The following is a 16,844-nucleotide window of genomic DNA, read 5'->3' as shown; positions in this document are numbered from 1 at the left end:
TCCAGCCCTATCCCGCGCTATACGCCCTTTGCACCGGCATCGCGGTGCGCTTCCCCGGCTGCGCCCGGTGGCCCTTGCCCGGTAGGCTTTCCGTGTGATCTTCAAGCGCATCGGAAATGGGAAGCCCTACCCCGACCACGGCCGGGAAAGCACCCGACAGTGGGCGGATGTCGCGCCGCGTCCGGTTCGCCTGGACCAGCTCGTGACCACCAAGGGCCAACTGGACCTGGAGACCCTCCTCGCCGAGGACTCCACGTTCTACGGTGACCTGTTCGCCCACGTCGTGAAGTGGCAGGGCGACCTCTACCTGGAGGACGGCCTGCACCGGGCGGTCCGGGCCGCGCTCCAGCAGCGCCAGGTGCTGCACGCCCGCGTCCTCGACCTGGGCTGACGCCGCCCCGCCCGACCGCCCTCGGTCGGCCGCCCGCGCACAGCACGGCCGCGTGGCACCGGCGCACCCCACCCGGGTTCCCACCCGGGCCCCCACCCCACCGAGTGCCCCATTTCGGGCCTTTCGGGTGTTTTCCCGCCCATCCGGGCCCCATACGCTGATCATTTTGTACGCATCATCACCGGGTCGCACTACGCTGCGTCCATGAGCATGCTCACTCCCCCCGGCATGGGCGGAAAGTACCGCATCACGGGCGACGCCTACCCCCGTATGCGCCGCCCCCGGCACCGCCGCAGGCTGGTCCTCGCGGGCATCGGAGCCGTCGTCGCCCTCAGCCTGGCCGGCTGGGGCACGCTGCAGCTCATCGACGTCTTCACCGGCGGCGACAAGAGCGTCGGCGCGGCCGACCACAAGCGGGACTGCCCCACCCCGAAGCCGTCGGCGGCCACGGCCAAGGCACTGCCGAAGCCCGCCGCCATCAAGGTCAACGTCTACAACGCGACGACGCGCAGCGGGCTGGCCAAGTCCGCCGCCGAGGAGCTCAAGAAGCGCGGTTTCGCCATCGGCGAGGTGGGCAACGCGACGAAGGCGTACGACAAGAAGGTGCCGGGCACGGGCGTGCTGCTCGGTGCACCGACCGCGACGAACGGCAGCTTCACGGTGCTCGGCACCCAGCTGGCGGGCACCGTGCAGAAGACCGACACCCGCAAGACGGGCGAGGTCGATCTGATCCTCGGGGCGAAGTTCAAGGCGTTCAGCACCCCGCAGGAGGCCACCGCCGCGATGGCGGCCCTGACGAAGCCGGCCCCGGCCCCGTCCCCCTCCTGCTGAACCCCGCACACGCTCCCGCTTGCGCTGCCACACACACGAAAGCGCCCCGCCCCGGCACCGTACGGAACGGTACGACACCGGAACGGGGCGTCACATCGCGGAACGGCTATTCGGCCGTGCCGTACATCCGGTCGCCCGCGTCCCCGAGGCCGGGCACGATGTAGCCGTTCTCGTTGAGCCGCTCGTCGACGGAGGCGGTGACGACGGTGACCGGGGTCCCGGCCAGCTCGCGCTCCATCACCTCGACGCCCTCGGGCGCCGCGAGGAGAACGACGGCGGTGACATCGTCGGCCCCGCGCTTGATCAGCTCGCGGATGGCCGCGACCAGGGTGCCGCCGGTGGCCAGCATCGGGTCCAGGACGTAGACCTGGCGACCGGAGAGGTCCTCGGGCATCCGGGTCGCGTACGTCTCCGCCTGGAGCGTCTCCTCGTTGCGGATCATGCCGAGGAAGCCCACTTCGGCGGTCGGCAGCAGCCGCACCATGCCGTCCAGCATGCCCAGACCGGCGCGCAGGATCGGGACGACCAGGGGCCGGGGGTGCGAGAGCTTCACCCCGGTCGTGGGCGTCACCGGGGTCTCGATGTCGACCTGCTCGGTACGCACATCCCTGGTGGCCTCGTACGCGAGAAGGGTGACCAGCTCGTCGGCGAGCCGCCGGAAGGTCGGGGAGTCGGTGCGCTTGTCGCGCAGCGTGGTGAGTTTGTGCGCCACCAGCGGGTGGTCGACGACGTGGATCCGCATGTGTCAACAGTAACCGCGCCTCCCGGCACTCTGCGCTGGCATCAACCACCTGTTCGGGGGGAAGGTGGGGGCATACGGACCCAGCACTGGGGTGGTGTGTCGATGGCTGACGGGGAACTGCGGCGCGACCCGGCCTCGCGCGACCGGCGCGACCCGGCCTCGCGAGGGCCGCGCGACGGGCGCGACGCCGAGGGCGCGGCGGATGAGGTCGAGGACGCGCAGGAGAGTGACGCCGCCCGCCGCCGACGACGCGTCCAGTTCCTCCGTGAGCTCCACGAGGCCAAGCAGCTGCGCGACCGCGTCCAGCCGCGCCGGGCCCGTGCGGCCCGTATGCGACAGCAGATGCGGATGCGCACGTTCCGCTGGTGAACCTCCCTGTACCACCGGCGCACTCCCCCGCCGATCGGCTCGTCAGGGCGAGGGCCGACCAGGCACTCCTGGAACTGATGGCCGACGCAACGGTCGAAGAGGTCTCGCACGGCGCTTGTTTCTGCCACGATGCCGGTTGGGCGGGGCGCAGGACGGACGGATCACCGTTCGCCCTCCCGCCGGACCGATTCGCCTATGACCAGTGGGAGAGTCACGGTGTACTTCGCCGCACTGCTCGCGCGCACCGAAGACGGGTGGGAAGCGAGCGATACAGAGCTCGACGATGTGGAGACCCTGTCCGATCTGACGGATCTGGCCCGGGAGGCCTCGGTGGACGAGGACACGGTCCTGGTCTACATCGAGCAGGAGGACGCCTGGTTCGGCGTCGTCCGGGTGGACGGTGAGGAGGACCCCCGAATCTACGTCTCGGACGCGTCCGCCGCCGCCCGCTCCTCGTACGGGGAGATCCTGCTCACCGACGAAATGCTCGGCCGCGAACCAGGGGCCGAGGACGAGATCGCCGCCCTGGAGGAGCTCGTCGACCTCGACGGCACCGAGGACGGCGAGCCCGAACGGTCCGCCCCGGCGACCGCCGACCCGGACGAGGACGACACCAACCCGGACGCCGTGCCGGCGGGCCCGATCGGCGAACTCGGGGTCCTCGCCGACCTCGGGATGTCCGAGAAGGAGCTGCTCACCCTGCAGACCGACGCACTCTCCGAGATCGCGGAGGCCGTGGGAGCGGCGGAGGTCCTGGAGTCGGTCCGCTGACCGGACCCGTACGCCTCCCCTCCACCACCACCCCCCTTCCCCATCCCTTCCCTCCTGTCCCGTCCGTTAGGGTCCCGCAGGTGATCGCACGACCGCCGGACCCCTCACCCGAGCCCGCCCCGGATCCCGTACGCGTACCCGAGCACGCCCCTGTACGGGACCCCGTACGCGACCCCTGGCAGGCACCGATGCGCCGCGCCCTGGCCGAGGCCGGACGGGCGGCGTCGGCCGGCGATGTGCCGGTCGGCGCCGTCGTCCTCGGCCCCGACGGCGCGGAGCTGGCCGTCGGCCACAACGAGCGCGAGGCCACCGGCGACCCGACCGCGCACGCCGAGATCCTGGCCCTGCGCCGGGCGGCCGAGGCCCACGGCGAGTGGCGCCTGACCGGCTGCACGCTGGTGGTCACCCTGGAGCCCTGCACGATGTGCGCGGGGGCCCTGGTGCAGTCCCGCGTCGACCGGGTCGTCTACGGAGCCCGCGACGAGAAGGCCGGCGCGGCCGGCTCCCTCTGGGACGTGGTCCGCGACCGCCGCCTGAACCACCGCCCGGAGGTGATCGGCGGCGTGCTGGAGGACGAGTGCGCCGAGCAGCTGACGGCCTTCTTCCGCACCCTCTGACCAGGTACGGCCCTGCCACCCGACCAGGTACGGCCCCACTCCCGGGAACCGATTTCTGTCCACGCCCCGGAATGGTCTAAGCTCTCTCTCGGTAGCGTGTCCGAGCGGCCGAAGGAGCTCGCCTCGAAAGCGAGTGTGGCGTAACCCGTCACCGTGGGTTCAAATCCCACCGCTACCGCTTGTGGAAGGGGCGTCCGACTGATCTCAGTCGGACGCCCCTTCTGGTATTGGCCCCGGCTTCCGTTCCGCCGGTCCGGGGCCACCTTCACACCCGGCTGGACCGGATGACCTCCTCGGGGTCCCGGAGCCATACCTGCTGCCCTCGATCGGTCACGGTCAGCCCGAACTGCTCGGCGTCGGGTCGCCCCACCGCTTCGTACTCCCACCAGGCCTGCTCGATCTCCTCCCACAGGAACCCGGGCCCGTACTGCCACACCGCCTCCCCGGAGACGGCCGTGGCAGCACCACCGTCCTCCCGGGTCACCCACACCTGAACGCCCTCGGCAGTGCTCCGGTGGATGAGCCGTACGCCGGGAAGCCGGGCACCCGCGTACAGGGCGAACCCGAGATCGAGGAGGCGGGCGGGGTCCAGGCCGGCGGCGCGGGGCCTTCCCTGGCCCCGCACCTCGTGGAGATCGGGGACGCGATGGGCGCGCATCGGCATGTACGTGGCCCCGCCGCAGAACGGCCCCACCGCCGTACCGTCGCCCTGGACACGGAGCTGGACCAGCGCGCCGGACCAGAACTCCCGGGCGAGCGGGGCCACGACGACTCCACCGGGCCGAACCTGCCGGAGCAGCGCGTACGGGACGTACCGCAGCGCGCAGGTGGCGATCAGCCGGTCCACGAGCCCCAGGCCGGGCCAGGGCTGTTCGCCGTCCCCGACGCGCAGGTGCGGCCGGTAGCCGGCCTGCGCGAGGGCGTCGGCCGCCTGCCGGGCCACGACCGGGTCCAGCTCCACACTGTGGACGAGATCGTCACCGAGCCGCTCGCAGAGCAACGCGGAAACGTACCCGGTGCCGGTGCCGATCTCCAACACCCGCTGACCGTCATCGACTTCGAGCAGGCCCAGCATCCGGGCGACCATTGAGGGCATCGAGTTCGACGACGTGGCCACACCGGGCCCGCCCTCGGCTCCGTCGTCGAGCTGGGTGACGACCGGCTCGTCGCTGTTGACCAACGCCAGCCACGCATCCATCCCCACCACCGGCTCACACCGGTCGGGCAGCTGCCGCCACACAGCCTCCGGAACGAACCGGCTACGCGGCACAGCCTCGAACACCCGCCGCCACCGCGCATCGATCAGCCCACAATCGGCCAACTCCTGGACCAGGGCGGGGTAGGTGGATGCCGGGTGTGCGGTGCTCACGACTGCGGGAAGCACTGCGGCCGGCTGCCGTCAGGAGACGGCTTCGGCTCCGAAGGCGGCGTCCACGGCTTGTCCGACGGAGGCCCGCCATGCTTACCGGCATCGGCACGTACGGAGGCAGTAGTCATCATGCATCTCCTCTGATCGGTGAAACGGTTCGATGGGCAGGACGGTGCAGCCGGTAGATCCCGTACGGCGGAAAGAGATCGACCCGGCGCGGACAACCACCCTCGGCACACGTCCGGCACAACAGATCCCGACCGCCCTCGGTACGCCGTGCGGCAGTGACCGGGGCGCGCCAACACGCTTCACACGTCCGGACACCCGTTGCCGAGAAGTTGATGCTCATCCGGCTTCCTGAAGAGCGGTGATCGACGCATGACACGGACAGGCACAATCCGGCCGCAGGCACAGGGCGTGCACATCGGCCGGACCCGTCACCAACGCACTGCGACAGACCACGCCGTACGGACCATCCGCCCCCGCCGACAACCCGTCCAGGTCAGCGTCCGCACCCCCGGTCGCATCGGCGGCCGTGATCGGATCACCACGCCAGAGCAACGTCACCTCATGCTCCGGGCAGTGAGCCCCCGACTCACCCTCAAACAGCAACTCGTGTGCCTCCCTGCCCGCGTAGCACCTCATTCGCGTCGGGCCTTCCGCCATGCCCGACCCAAGCGCACGGCCGTCGGGCAGGAGACTCCCGCGCGGCACGCGGCGCAGGTCGCAGTGTGACCAAGCAATGTGCGGTACGCGGCATCCGGGGCGACTGAGCGCTTGGACAAGGCAATCAGGGCAAAGACCTTCCGTTCTGGAGTGCGGGGAGAAGGTGGTCGAACCTCCTCGTCCGCCGGTGGCTTCCCGTGGCGTTGCTGTGATGCCCGAGCACCGATCATGATTTTCCTCGCTGCGTGGTGTCTGACGAAAGCCCAGACTGGCCCTATCAGTGACCACTTTCGAGGACTTTCATAGGACTCTTCGAGGCACCAAAGAGGACTTATATGCAACCATTTGAGGGATCGCTCGGATCAGAGAGGGCCGACTGTCACCATCAGTACAACCGCTACGGAGGTGCCCGGTGCCCCAACCACGAATCAACACCCGTCTACGGTCGGCGCGCGTAGCCGCCGGATATCACTCACAACAGGCGCTCGCAGAAGCCCTCGGCGTAGGAGTACGGCAGGTGAGGCGCTGGGAGTCTTCGGCACCGCCGTGGCCCCACCCGGATCTGCAGTCGGCGCTCGTCCACTTGTTGGGCCAGAGCATGGAGGAGCTTGGGTTCACCACTCCGCCGGGAAGGGAGAGTGACGGGCAGCGACCGCACTCCGCATTGAACGCCGCCGGGAGGGGCCTGGCTGCTGTACCCATCCAGTCGACAGCGACAATCCAACCGGCCTCGGTCGGCGGTGACTTCGCCGCTGTTACCCGCGCCCATCGGAACCTCTACTGGTCCGTCGCGCCGACAGCCCTCTACCCGACTGTGATCGGGCACGCAGAACTCGGGTGTGTCCTGCTCACGGAAACGGTCGGCCGTACCCGCCAGTCAGTGGCTTCCTCCTTGTCGGAAACGTGGCTGCTGGCGGGGCGCATTCAGTTCTTCGACCTCAGGGAGTCCGCCGAAGCGGATGAGACATGGCTGCGCGGCCTGCAGGCTGCCCGGGAGGCCGAGGATCATCTTCTTGGAGCGGCGACACTTGCGCACATGGCCTTCGTACCGGGATGGGAAGGGCACCGGGATGAGGCCGCACGGCGGATTGTCGCGGCGCGAACCTATGCTCGTCGCGGTGACCCCCCGGCGCTGCTCCTCGCATGGCTCGATGCCGTCGAAGCCGAATGCGAGACCCGGGCGAGTAACACCCGCACCGCTCTTCACCTCATCAGCCACGGGGAAGACGTGCTCGCAGCGGACACCGAACACCCCGTGCCCGAATGGTTCGACTGGTTCAGCGCTCCGCGTCTGGCCGCGTTCAAAGGCAACACGCAGCTACGGGCGGGGCACCTGCCGCAGGCCAGGGCCACCTTGTCCGCTGCCCTCGACCAACTACCCGAGGCGGAGGAGAAGCAGCGGTCCGTCGTACTGGGTGATCTCGCCGCCGTCGAGGCCGCAGCGGGCGACGTCGATGCGGCGTGCCAGTACGCAGTCCGCGCACTCGATCAGTTGAAGCGCACCTGGTACGCGACCGGCATGGACCGGGTACGCGATGTTCGCCAAGCCCTGGTCGCCCACCAACACGAACAGTGCGTGCGGGATCTGGACGAGCGGCTCTACGACTGGTCGACGACCGTCAGTGCTCTCGCGCGTTGAGCTGTTTGATCAGCGGCGACAGTTCGGCGAGGCTCTCCACTCGGAAGGTGGGGAGCCTCCTCGCTTCTTCCGTCTCCCACTGGATCGTCCCCCACGGCCCGCGGTGCACCAGCGCGGTACGCATGCCCGCCGTAATGGCCGGCCGCAGGTCGTTGTCGACGCGGTCACCGACGTAGAGGATCTCGTCGGGCTCGGCGGGGACGACTTCGGCGACGCGAACGAAGAACTCGGGGTCAGGCTTCGACGCACCCCAGTCGTCAGACGTACCGACCAGGTCGACGTCCTGAGCGAACAGACCGCGCAGGATGCCGCCCGCCCGGACCGTCTGATTGCCGGCGATACCGAGCCACAGGCCGTCCGCACGCAAGGCCGCCAGGGAGCCGCGAACATCGGGGTACAGATCCGACTCGTCGAAGTGCTCAGGCTGCCCGGCTGCTGCCCGGGCCTCCCGCTCGGCGTAGAGATCGAACCCGGGACGGAAGACCTGAAACGTCTCGCGGTAATCCCTGCCCTGAGCAATCACAGCTCCGAACTGCGCGGCAAAGGTATGGCGAGGAACCCCGAGCCAGTCAGCCCAAGTGCCGTACTCACGGGTCTCGTCGACCAGGCACTCACCGACATCGAACACGACTGCACGAATCATGCTGCGATCGTAGGCGGCGGCCGGATGATCGTGAGATGGAAGGCCCTTGTATTCGCAGGCCGGGCCACCCGACCTCCCCCGAAGCTCGGGTCCTGAGCCCTGAGCTTCGGGCTTCGGGATGGTCGGGTCACTCCTGCGGGGTACGTGGATGGGGCTCCAGCCCGAAGCTCGGGCGTCGGGACTCGGGCGTCGGGATGCGGGACCCGAGGTTCGAGCGCCTTCTTTAACCGGTAGGTAGAGGAAGGGGTTTGGGAAAACCTCCCTACCTCCCCACCTCCGTAACGGTCAGCAAGTATGACTAATCGTGACAGCTTGCGGCACAGCGTCACGACTGCTTACGGTGCGAGGACCAAACGACCCCGACCGGTGTTGCCACACCAGGCCGGGGCCTCACCGCAAGATCGATACCCTAGAAAGCCGATCCCTTGGCTACCCAGCACCCTAGCTCCGCCCTGCACGCCCCCGCACGCTCCACCGCGTACCCGATGGCCAAGCCCGGCTACGGCAAACGCTCGGCACCGGACCAACAGGCCCGTACACGGAACGACTTCGCCCTCTTACCGACCCGTGAGCGGTATGTCGCCGGGTTCGTCGACCACCTCCCCGAGGGCGCGGCGATGAGTGTCAAGACGCTGGCGAAGCAGCTCCCGCTCTACGGCCAGCAGGCCATCTCCACCGCGCTGAACTCCCTGTCGGTCGCCGGGCATCTGCGGCGCGTACGGTGCCCGGTCGTCGGCGCGGGCGACGAGACCCGCTGGGTCTTCCGCACCTTCTGGTCCCGCACGGCCCGCGACAACGAGTGGTGGAACGCTTACCTCGCCACCGAGAAGGCCGCCCTGGTCGCAGCCCCCGCGCCGGAGGCGTCCGCAGTCGAAGCGGCACCGCCGCCACCGTCGGCCCCGGCCGAGGAACCGCCACCGCCGCCCGCCTCGGAGCGCCCCCGTACGGAACGAGCCCCCGAGCCCACTCCCGTACCGCACCAGCGCACCCCGGCCCAGGCCCCGGACGCCGACCATGTGCCCGCCGCCAGGGACACGGTTCTCGCGACACCCCGCACTTCCGAGGCCGGCCCTTCCCCCGCCTACCTCGCCCTGGCCCGCCTCGGCCGCGACGACCACCGCCTCACCCTCTCCGCCAACGACTGCGCCACCCTGGAACCACAAGCAGCGGAGTGGCTCGCCAGGGGCGTGAGCGTCGACTACCTGACAAGTGCGCTGACGGCGGGACTCCCCGCCAAGGTCGACTCCCCCGTCGGCCTCCTCCGCCGCCGCCTCAACGACAAGGTGCCGCCCCGGCTGCCCACGGCCGGAAACCCCTCGCCCGGAGCCCCGGCCCCCGCCCGCCGCCTTCTTGTGGAATGCACGGACTGCGGCCGCCCCGGGCCCCCGCAGGCCCTCCCCGACGGCCTCTGCCGCCCCTGCCGCGAAGCCCACTCCGGCTCCGTGGACGGAGAGAACTCGCCCCACCCCGCCGGGATCGCCGACGTCAAGGCCCGCATGAGCAACCTCCGCGACCTGCTCAAACCCGTCTGAGTGCGATAGTGCGGCACCCTTCACGGCACGGCATACAGAAGCCATCAACACAGGTGTACCCAGCGAAAAGAATGCCCCTCAGTACGGGACGATGACGACCCTTGCCTCCTGAAGACCGCCTCTGGCAGCCCGCAACTGGCAGAATTAATCCCAACGTTTAGAGCTACGAGCAGAGCCGCTCACAAACCAGGGGGCGATATGTCCTTTTCTCTGAAGGTTGCCGAAAAGCACCGCTCGCCTGCATAGAACCGCAGGTCACGAACAGTGGTCCCCGCGCGTGCGGGGTTGTTCCCGGACGGTGCGCCGATCCCGGCTGAACCCAGGTGTGGTCCCCGCGCGTGCGGGGTTGTTCCCCTGGGCCACCTGGGGACAAGACGCCGACGCCAGTGGTCCCCGCGCGTGCGGGGTTGTTCCCCTGGGCCACCTGGGGACAAGACGCCGACGCCAGTGGTCCCCGCGCGTGCGGGGTTGTTCCCGTGGCCGAGGGCTTCGAGACGTTCCTGGAAGGGTGGTCCCCGCGCGTGCGGGGTTGTTCCCGTGGTGTCGGCGACTGGGCCGCCCTCTCAGACGTGGTCCCCGCGCGTGCGGGGTTGTTCCCTGACGATCCGCGGCCTGATCCGGGAGCGTCACGTGGTCCCCGCGCGTGCGGGGTTGTTCCCTGGGCGGCAGTGAGCAGAGGCAACACCACTGGGTGGTCCCCGCGCGTGCGGGGTTGTTCCCCGCTCCGCCGCAAGCTCCCGCGAGGCGCCGGTGTGGTCCCCGCGCGTGCGGGGTTGTTCCCCCTCCCGGGGATGACCACCAATGTGGAATTCGGTGGTCCCCGCGCGTGCGGGGTTGTTCCCTGGTCGAGCAGTGGGGCGCGGCGATCGGCGTGGTGGTCCCCGCGCGTGCGGGGTTGTTCCCACGGCGGGTTCCGAGAAACGGCGTTCTCTACGGTGGTCCCCGCGCGTGCGGGGTTGTTCCCGCCTCGAAGTCGCGTTTCGCCTCCTTCACCCCGTGGTCCCCGCGCGTGCGGGGTTGTTCCCCAAGGTGCGGGACATGCCAGAATCGGCAAGCGGTGGTCCCCGCGCGTGCGGGGTTGTTCCCAAGGTGCGCGTGACCTGCCGTGTCGGGTGCGGGTGGTCCTCGCGCGTGCGGGGTTGTTCCCCGAGCCCGGCAAAAGTCCCGGAGATGATCCCGGTGGTCCCCGCGCGTGCGGGGTTTTTCCCGATCCGTGCGGAAAGCGGGGGCGGGGTCGCTTGTGGTCCCCGCGCGTGCGGGGTTGTTCCCCGCACGTATATCCAGGGGTGCTCGGTATCGAAGTGGTCCCCGCGCGTGCGGGGTTGTTCCGGCACGCCTGGCAGGAGTGGGACTCCTGGGGTGTGGTCCCCGCGCGTGCGGGGTTGTTCCCTCGAAGTTGTCGCCTGATGCCGCCGCCCGGATGTGGTCCCCGCGCGTGCGGGGTTGTTCCCTACGCCGGGGCGCCCGCTCTGGGCAGGGCCTAGTGGTCCCCGCGCGTGCGGGGTTGTTCCCGGTCCTCCATGGCCTCCGCAACCTCAAGGACAGTGGTCCCCGCGCGTGCGGGGACACGTGAAAGTCAGGCCGTCCCGCCTCAGCGAGGGCTGTATCGCGCGCAATGGCACCCGTTCTCCCACGGCTCACGCCATCACCCCACACTCCGCGAACCGACCGACGGAGCCCGGCGACCAGGCACACCGCAAGCTCCAGGCTGCACCGAGCGCGACATACATCAGCGGATCGATCTCCCCACAGCCACACTCGATCAAATGAGTGCAATTGCGTTCACTCTCGACCATCGCAACCACCGGCGACCTCGACGATGTCCAATACGCCCATGAGCCGCGACCATCCGGAAAGCCTGTCGGCCTACACCCGCCTGTCCCCCGCCTCCCGCACCGCCTGGGGCAAGCACGACCGGCTGACCGAACAGTGGCTCCCCCTCTGGCGTCACATGGCGGACAGCGCCGCAGTAGCAGGCCGGCTCTGGGACGAGTGGGTGCCCGACAACGTCAAAGCGCTCGTCGCGGACGCGTTCCCCCAAGGCGGCCGGGACGCACGGCAAGTGGCCGTCTACCTCGCCTGCGTCCACGACATCGGCAAGGCCACCCCCGCCTTCGCCTGTCAGGTGGACGGGCTCGCCGACCGGATGCGGGCGGCCGGGCTCTCCATGCCGTATCAGAAGCAGTTCGGGCTGGACCGCAGGATGGCTCCGCACGGGCTGGCCGGGCAACTGCTCCTTCAGGAATGGCTGGGAGAGCGGTTCGGGTGGAGTGAGCGGGTCTCCGGGCAGTTCGCCGTCGTCGCGGGCGGGCATCACGGAACGCCGCCGGATCACCAGCAGATCCACGATCTCGGGCTTCGGCCCCAGCTGTTGCGTACGGGTGGGGAGAGCGAGACCGTCTGGCAGAACGTCCAGTACGAGTTGATGGACGCCTGCGCCGTGCGGGCCGGTGTGCGGGGGCGGTTCGCCGAGTGGCGGTCCGTCCGATTGCCGCAGCCCGTCCAGGTCGTGCTCACCGCGATCGTCATCGTCTCCGACTGGATCGCCAGCTCCTCCGAACTGTTTCCGTACGATCCCGCCTCCTGGTCGCCCGTGGGACAGGACGGGGAAGGCCGTCGCCTCGCGGCCGCCTGGGCCGGGCTCGATCTCCCGGGGCCATGGCGCGCCGTGCAACCGACCGTAAGCGCCGCCGAGTTGTTCCGGGAGCGGTTCGACCTTCCGGAAGGTGCCGAGATCAGGCCCGTCCAGGAAGACGCCGTCCGGGTCGCCCGCGAGCTCCCGGGGCCGGGACTCCTGATCATCGAGGCGCCCATGGGCGAGGGCAAGACCGAGGCCGCCTTCGCGGCGGCGGAGATCCTGGCTTCCCGGTCGGGTGCCGGAGGGTGTCTCGTGGCGCTGCCGACCCGTGCCACCGGGGACGCCATGTTTCCCCGACTGCTCCGCTGGCTGGAGCGGCTGCCTGCGGACGGGCCCCACTCCGTGGTCCTCGCCCATGCCAAGGCCGCCCTCAACGAGGTGTGGGCCGGGATGGCGAAGGCCGGTCGGCGGACGATCGCGGCCGTCGACCTCGACGGCCCGGTGGCGGACGTCTCCCGTGCGGGGGGCTCGCGCCGTGTCAATCCCGCTTCCCTCCACGCCCACCAGTGGCTCCGCGGCCGCAAGAAAGCGCTGCTCTCCTCCTTCGCCGTCGGCACCATCGACCAGGTGCTCTTCGCCGGGCTCAAGAGCCGGCACCTGGCCCTGCGGCATCTCGCCGTCGCGGGCAAAGTCGTCATCATCGACGAAGTTCACGCCTACGACGCGTACATGAACGCCTACCTCGACCGCGTGCTGGAATGGCTGGCCGCCTACCGGGTGCCCGTCGTCATGCTCTCCGCCACGCTGCCCGCGCGGCGCCGACGCGAGCTGGCCGCCGCGTATGCCGGGGAGGAGACTCCCGAACTCGCCGATGCCCTGGATCTGCCCGACGACGCCTACCCGTTGATCACCGCCGTCGCACCCGGAGACATCACCCTGACGGCCCGGCCCGGGCCTGCCTCCGGGCGGCGTACGGAAGTGGCGCTGGAGCGGCTGGGCGACGAATTGCCCCTGCTCGTCCAGCGACTGGAGGCAGAGCTCCGGGACGGCGGCTGCGCCCTCGTCGTACGCAACACCGTCGACCGGGTCCTGGAAGCCGCCGAGTACCTCCGCGCTCACTTCGGGGCGGAAGCGGTCACCGTGGCGCATTCCCGGTTCATCGCAGCCGACCGGGCACGCAACGACACCGACCTGCGCGAACGGTTCGGGCCGGGTGGCGACCGTCCCGCCGGACCCCACATCGTCGTGGCCAGCCAGGTCGTCGAACAGTCCCTGGACATCGACTTCGACCTGCTGGTCACCGATCTCGCCCCCGTCGACCTGGTGCTCCAGCGCATGGGACGGCTGCACCGTCATCCGCGGACCAGGCCGCCCCGCCTCGCGCGGGCCCGCTGCCTGCTTACCGGGGTGGAGGACTGGAACGCCGACCAGCCCGTGCCCGTACGCGGTTCGCTCGCCGTGTACCAGGGGCCTCACACTTTGCTGCGGGCGCTCGCCGTGCTGGGTCCGCATCTCGATGGCGTACCGCTGGTGCTGCCGGACCACATCAGTCCGTTGGTGCAGGCCGCTTATGGCGAACGGCCGGTCGGGCCCGCGCATTGGGCTCCCGCGCTGGCCGAAGCCCGGCGACGGTATCTGACCCGGCTGGCCGAGAAGCGGGAGCGCGCCGATGTGTTCCGGCTGGGGCCGGTACGGCGGGCGGGCCGGCCTCTGTTCGGCTGGCTCGACGGCAACGCCGGGGACGCGGACGACAGCCGCAGCGGGCGCGCGCAGGTGCGGGACAGTGAGGAGAGCCTTGAAGTACTGGTCGTCCAGCGCCGCGCGGACGGCCGGCTGACCACCGTGAGCTGGCTCGACGACGGCCGCGGCGGGCTGGATCTGCCGGAGCACGCGCCTCCGCCCTACCGGGCCGCCGAGATCGTCGCCGCGTGCGCGTTGACGCTGCCTCGGGCACTCACCCATCCGGGGGTGATCGACCGGACCATCGCTGAGCTGGAGCGCTTCGTCGTACCGGCCTGGCAGGTGAAGGAGTGCCCCTGGCTGGCGGGAGAGTTGCTACTCGTTCTGGACGAGAACTGTCAGGCCAACCTTTCAGGGTGGGACGTCCACTACAGCACCGGTGACGGGCTCCGAGTGGGTCCTGTCGGCGCGCTCAGCGCAAACAGAGCAAAAGGGCTCGAAGGGGTGGTGTCCACCGTGCGTTCCTTTGACCTGATCTCCCGGCCGTGGCTGCCCGTCCAGTACGAGGACGGCTCCACCGGCGAGCTATCGCTGCACGACGTCTTCGCGCGGGCGGGCGAGGTGCGTCGGCTGGTGGGCGATCTCCCGACGCAGGAACTGGCCCTGCTGCGGCTGTTGCTGGCGATCCTGTACGACGCGTTCGACGAGGCCGACGGCCGAGCTGGCGGCGCACCGGCGCAGTTGGAGCACTGGGTGGCGCTGCGGGACGCGGACTCCTTCGAGGCCGTCGCCGGCTATCTCGACCGGTACCGGGACCGTTTCGACCTTCTCCACCCGGAGCGTCCGTTCTTCCAGGTGGCGGGCTTGCACACGCAGAAGCACGAAGTCGCCTCGCTGAACCGCATCGTGGCCGACGTACCGAACGGCGAGGCGTTCTTCTCCATGCGCCGGCCCGGTGTCGATCGACTCGGTCTCGCCGAGGCCGCCCGCTGGCTCGTCCACACCCATGCGTACGACTCGTCCGGGATCAAGTCCGGTATGGAGGGCGACGCACGGGTCAAGGGCGGAAAGGTCTACCCGCAGGGTGTCGGCTGGGTCGGTGGCCTCGGCGGTGTCTTCGCGGAGGGCGTGTCCCTGCGCGAGACCCTTCTGCTGAATCTGATTCCGACCGATGAGGGCATCCTGACGTCGGAGCCGAAAGCCGATCTCCCCGTATGGCGCCGCGAGACACCCCCAGGGCCCGGTGAGGTGGAAGGCGACCCTGCCGTACCTCGCCCGGCGGGGCCCCGGGATCTCTACACCTGGCAGTCCCGGCGGCTTCTCCTCCACACGGAGGGCCCCGACGTCACCGGCGTCGTCCTCGGTTACGGAGACCCGCTCGCCCCCGCCAACCGGCAGAAGGCGGAGCCGATGACGGGCTGGCGCCGCAGCCCCGCGCAGGAGAAGAAGCTCGGCCGTCAGCTGATCTACCTGCCGCGTCAGCATGACCCTTCCCGGGCGGCGTGGCGTGGTCTGGCGAGCCTGCTGTACGCCCAGCAACAGGACGGCGACACGACCGGGAGGGGCACGGACCGGAGTCGGCCGGCCGGGGTCGTGAGATGGCTGGCCCTGCTCAGTACCGAAGGCGTGCTGCCGAAGGGGTCACTGATCCGTACGCGGTTGGTCGGCGCGGTCTACGGAACGCAGCAGTCCGTGGTGGACGAAGTCGTGGACGACTCCATCGCGCTGCCGGTCGTGCTGCTCCACCAGGACCGTCGCCTGCACGGGGCGGTCGCGGTCGACGCGGTCGCCGACGCCGAGCGGGCCGTGTCCGCGCTGGGGCACCTGGCCGGGAATCTGGCGCGTGCGTCCGGTTCGGAGGCCGGGCCGGCCACAGCCACCGCCCGGGACCAGGGCTTCGGCGCGTTGGACGGACCGTACCGGCGCTGGCTGGTGGACCTCGAAGAGGACACGGACCTGGAGCGGGCACGTGCCGTGTGGCGGGCCACCGTCCGGCGCATCGTGCTCGGCATCGGCCGTGAGCTCCTCGACTCGGCCGGCCGGGGGGCGGCCGAGGGGCGGGTGATCGAGTTGCCGGGCGTGGGCAAGCGCTGGGTCGACAGTTCTCGGGCGGACCTGTGGTTCCGGACCCGGATCAACAAGGTGCTGCCCAAGCCGCCGCCCGAAATGCGCGTCGGGGCCGATACCGGCCGCGCCGACTCGGCTCCCCCGGAGGAAACCTCATGACCACCACCCCCACAGCGACCGGGGCGGACACTTCACCGCCTCCCCGGGACAGCGCACCGGCGGCCGAGCGGCTGCCCGGCCATCGGCTGGTCGCCCGCGCGACGGGCACGTACATCGCACGGATTCAGCCTCAGTATCTGTCCGACACCTCGTCCGCCGTGGCTGAGCTCGCCCGGCTGCGGCGCGGCGCGGGAAAGCGGGTTCACCAGGTCCAGAACCTGTGGGGCATCGGAGGGACGGAGGAACTGGCACGGCAGCTCGATGGCCGTAACGACTTCATCCGCCTCGAACACGCCGAGGAAGCCGTCTTCCTCGCCTCCACCATGTGGGCCCTGCACCAGCAGTCCGGCCGCGACAAAGGCATGCACGACCGGAGGCAGAACCTCGGCGGAGCTGTCCGCACGCTGATCCGGCTGAAGGGGACCTCGAGCGAGGACGAGGAGGACTCCCCGCTGCGCAAGCGCCTTGTGCGGGTCGGAACGGCCGAATCCCTCGACTCTGTCGCCGTACGGCTGAGAGAGATCGTTCTGCTCCTGCGCGGCGCGCGGGAGCCTCTCGACTACGCGCGCCTGGCCGGGCAGCTCTACCGCTGGCAGCACCGGCCCGACCGGGCCGGGGTTCAGCGGGAATGGGGGCGAGAGTTCCACCTGGCCGCCGCCTCGGCCACGAGGAAAGGGAAGTCGACCTCCGACAGCGAGACCGGCGACGCGATCGACCGCACATTGGCCCCGGACGAGGAATACGGCGGTTACGCGGCAGGGGAATGACGCTCAGCGCTCAGCCCCTGACC

13 protein-coding genes, 1 tRNA gene and 1 CRISPR repeat array are annotated in these 16,844 nt (G+C 70.1%); of the genes, 10 read left to right on the top strand and 4 right to left on the bottom strand.

Going from position 1 to position 16,844, the window contains the following annotated elements; translation table 11 throughout:
* Positions 1-94 precede the first annotated feature (94 nt).
* Entirely contained in the window at positions 95-391 is a 297-nt protein-coding gene (locus tag PSQ21_RS17920; protein WP_003967677.1) for a type II toxin-antitoxin system VapB family antitoxin, read from the top strand.
* 228 nt (positions 392-619) lie between these two features.
* Positions 620-1,222 (top strand): LytR C-terminal domain-containing protein, encoded by a 603-nt coding sequence (locus tag PSQ21_RS17915; protein ID WP_274035813.1) that lies wholly within the window; start codon positions 620-622, stop codon positions 1,220-1,222.
* Between the two features lie 106 nt (positions 1,223-1,328).
* Here PSQ21_RS17915 and upp read toward each other — a convergent pair whose 3' ends face one another.
* Positions 1,329-1,964, bottom strand: a complete 636-nt coding sequence (gene upp, locus PSQ21_RS17910) for a uracil phosphoribosyltransferase (protein ID WP_030075862.1) — start codon at positions 1,962-1,964, stop codon at positions 1,329-1,331.
* 102 nt (positions 1,965-2,066) lie between these two features.
* On the opposite strand from upp, the gene PSQ21_RS17905 reads away from it, so the two are divergent.
* The 4 genes from PSQ21_RS17905 to PSQ21_RS17890 all read left to right on the top strand — a co-directional run bounded on the left by PSQ21_RS17905 (position 2,067) and on the right by PSQ21_RS17890 (position 3,899).
* Positions 2,067-2,333, top strand: coding sequence for a hypothetical protein (locus PSQ21_RS17905; protein ID WP_274031543.1), 267 nt, complete (start codon positions 2,067-2,069; stop codon positions 2,331-2,333).
* A gap of 216 nt (positions 2,334-2,549) precedes the next feature.
* Positions 2,550-3,104 (top strand): tRNA adenosine deaminase-associated protein, encoded by a 555-nt coding sequence (locus PSQ21_RS17900; protein WP_274035810.1) that lies wholly within the window; start codon positions 2,550-2,552, stop codon positions 3,102-3,104.
* Positions 3,105-3,292: 188 nt separating this feature from the next.
* Positions 3,293-3,721 carry a tRNA adenosine(34) deaminase TadA gene (gene tadA, locus PSQ21_RS17895; protein WP_274035809.1) on the top strand — a complete coding sequence of 143 codons (429 nt, stop codon included), beginning with the start codon at positions 3,293-3,295 and terminating at the stop codon, positions 3,719-3,721.
* Between the two features lie 90 nt (positions 3,722-3,811).
* Positions 3,812-3,899 (top strand) — tRNA-Ser (locus PSQ21_RS17890).
* Positions 3,900-3,986: 87 nt separating this feature from the next.
* On the opposite strand, the gene PSQ21_RS17885 is transcribed toward PSQ21_RS17890, so the two are convergent.
* Together PSQ21_RS17885 and PSQ21_RS17875 are read right to left on the bottom strand one after the other, a co-directional pair.
* The gene (locus PSQ21_RS17885) at positions 3,987-5,090 is read right to left on the bottom strand and encodes a methyltransferase domain-containing protein (protein WP_274031542.1); all 1,104 of its coding nucleotides are present in this window, start codon (positions 5,088-5,090) and stop codon (positions 3,987-3,989) included.
* Between the two features lie 345 nt (positions 5,091-5,435).
* Positions 5,436-5,735 carry a hypothetical protein gene (locus PSQ21_RS17875; protein ID WP_274031540.1) on the bottom strand — a complete coding sequence of 100 codons (300 nt, stop codon included), beginning with the start codon at positions 5,733-5,735 and terminating at the stop codon, positions 5,436-5,438.
* Between the two features lie 433 nt (positions 5,736-6,168).
* Here PSQ21_RS17875 and PSQ21_RS17870 point away from each other — a divergent pair, with 433 nt between their 5' ends.
* The gene (locus PSQ21_RS17870) at positions 6,169-7,395 is read left to right on the top strand and encodes a helix-turn-helix transcriptional regulator (RefSeq protein WP_274031538.1); all 1,227 of its coding nucleotides are present in this window, start codon (positions 6,169-6,171) and stop codon (positions 7,393-7,395) included.
* Here the strand turns inward: PSQ21_RS17870 and PSQ21_RS17865 are convergent.
* Positions 7,376-8,038, bottom strand: a complete 663-nt coding sequence (locus PSQ21_RS17865; protein ID WP_274031537.1) for an HAD family hydrolase — start codon at positions 8,036-8,038, stop codon at positions 7,376-7,378. The two genes, PSQ21_RS17870 and PSQ21_RS17865, sit on opposite strands and share 20 nt — an antisense overlap.
* A gap of 425 nt (positions 8,039-8,463) precedes the next feature.
* Here PSQ21_RS17865 and PSQ21_RS17860 point away from each other — a divergent pair, with 425 nt between their 5' ends.
* The 3 genes from PSQ21_RS17860 (at position 8,464) to casB (ending at position 16,821) form a co-directional block, all read left to right on the top strand.
* Positions 8,464-9,570, top strand: coding sequence for a MarR family transcriptional regulator (locus tag PSQ21_RS17860; protein ID WP_274031536.1), 1,107 nt, complete (start codon positions 8,464-8,466; stop codon positions 9,568-9,570).
* A 264-nt stretch (positions 9,571-9,834) separates the two neighbouring features.
* Positions 9,835-11,082: direct repeats of the CRISPR family, unit length 29 nt; unit sequence GTGGTCCCCGCGCGTGCGGGGTTGTTCCC.
* A gap of 322 nt (positions 11,083-11,404) precedes the next feature.
* A complete protein-coding gene (gene casA, locus PSQ21_RS17855) occupies positions 11,405-16,054 on the top strand; it encodes a type I-E CRISPR-associated protein Cse1/CasA (RefSeq protein ID WP_274031535.1) in 4,650 nt (1,549 codons plus the stop codon).
* The gene (gene casB, locus PSQ21_RS17850; RefSeq protein ID WP_274031534.1) at positions 16,051-16,821 is read left to right on the top strand and encodes a type I-E CRISPR-associated protein Cse2/CasB; all 771 of its coding nucleotides are present in this window, start codon (positions 16,051-16,053) and stop codon (positions 16,819-16,821) included. Before casA ends, casB begins: the two co-directional genes overlap by 4 nt.
* Positions 16,822-16,844 lie beyond the last annotated feature (23 nt).

This window comes from Streptomyces sp. MMBL 11-1 (genome assembly GCF_028622875.1).
GTDB lineage: Bacteria > Actinomycetota > Actinomycetes > Streptomycetales > Streptomycetaceae > Streptomyces.
Note: the sequence above shows the minus strand (reverse complement) of the source record. Positions and strands in the feature narration are given on the sequence as shown.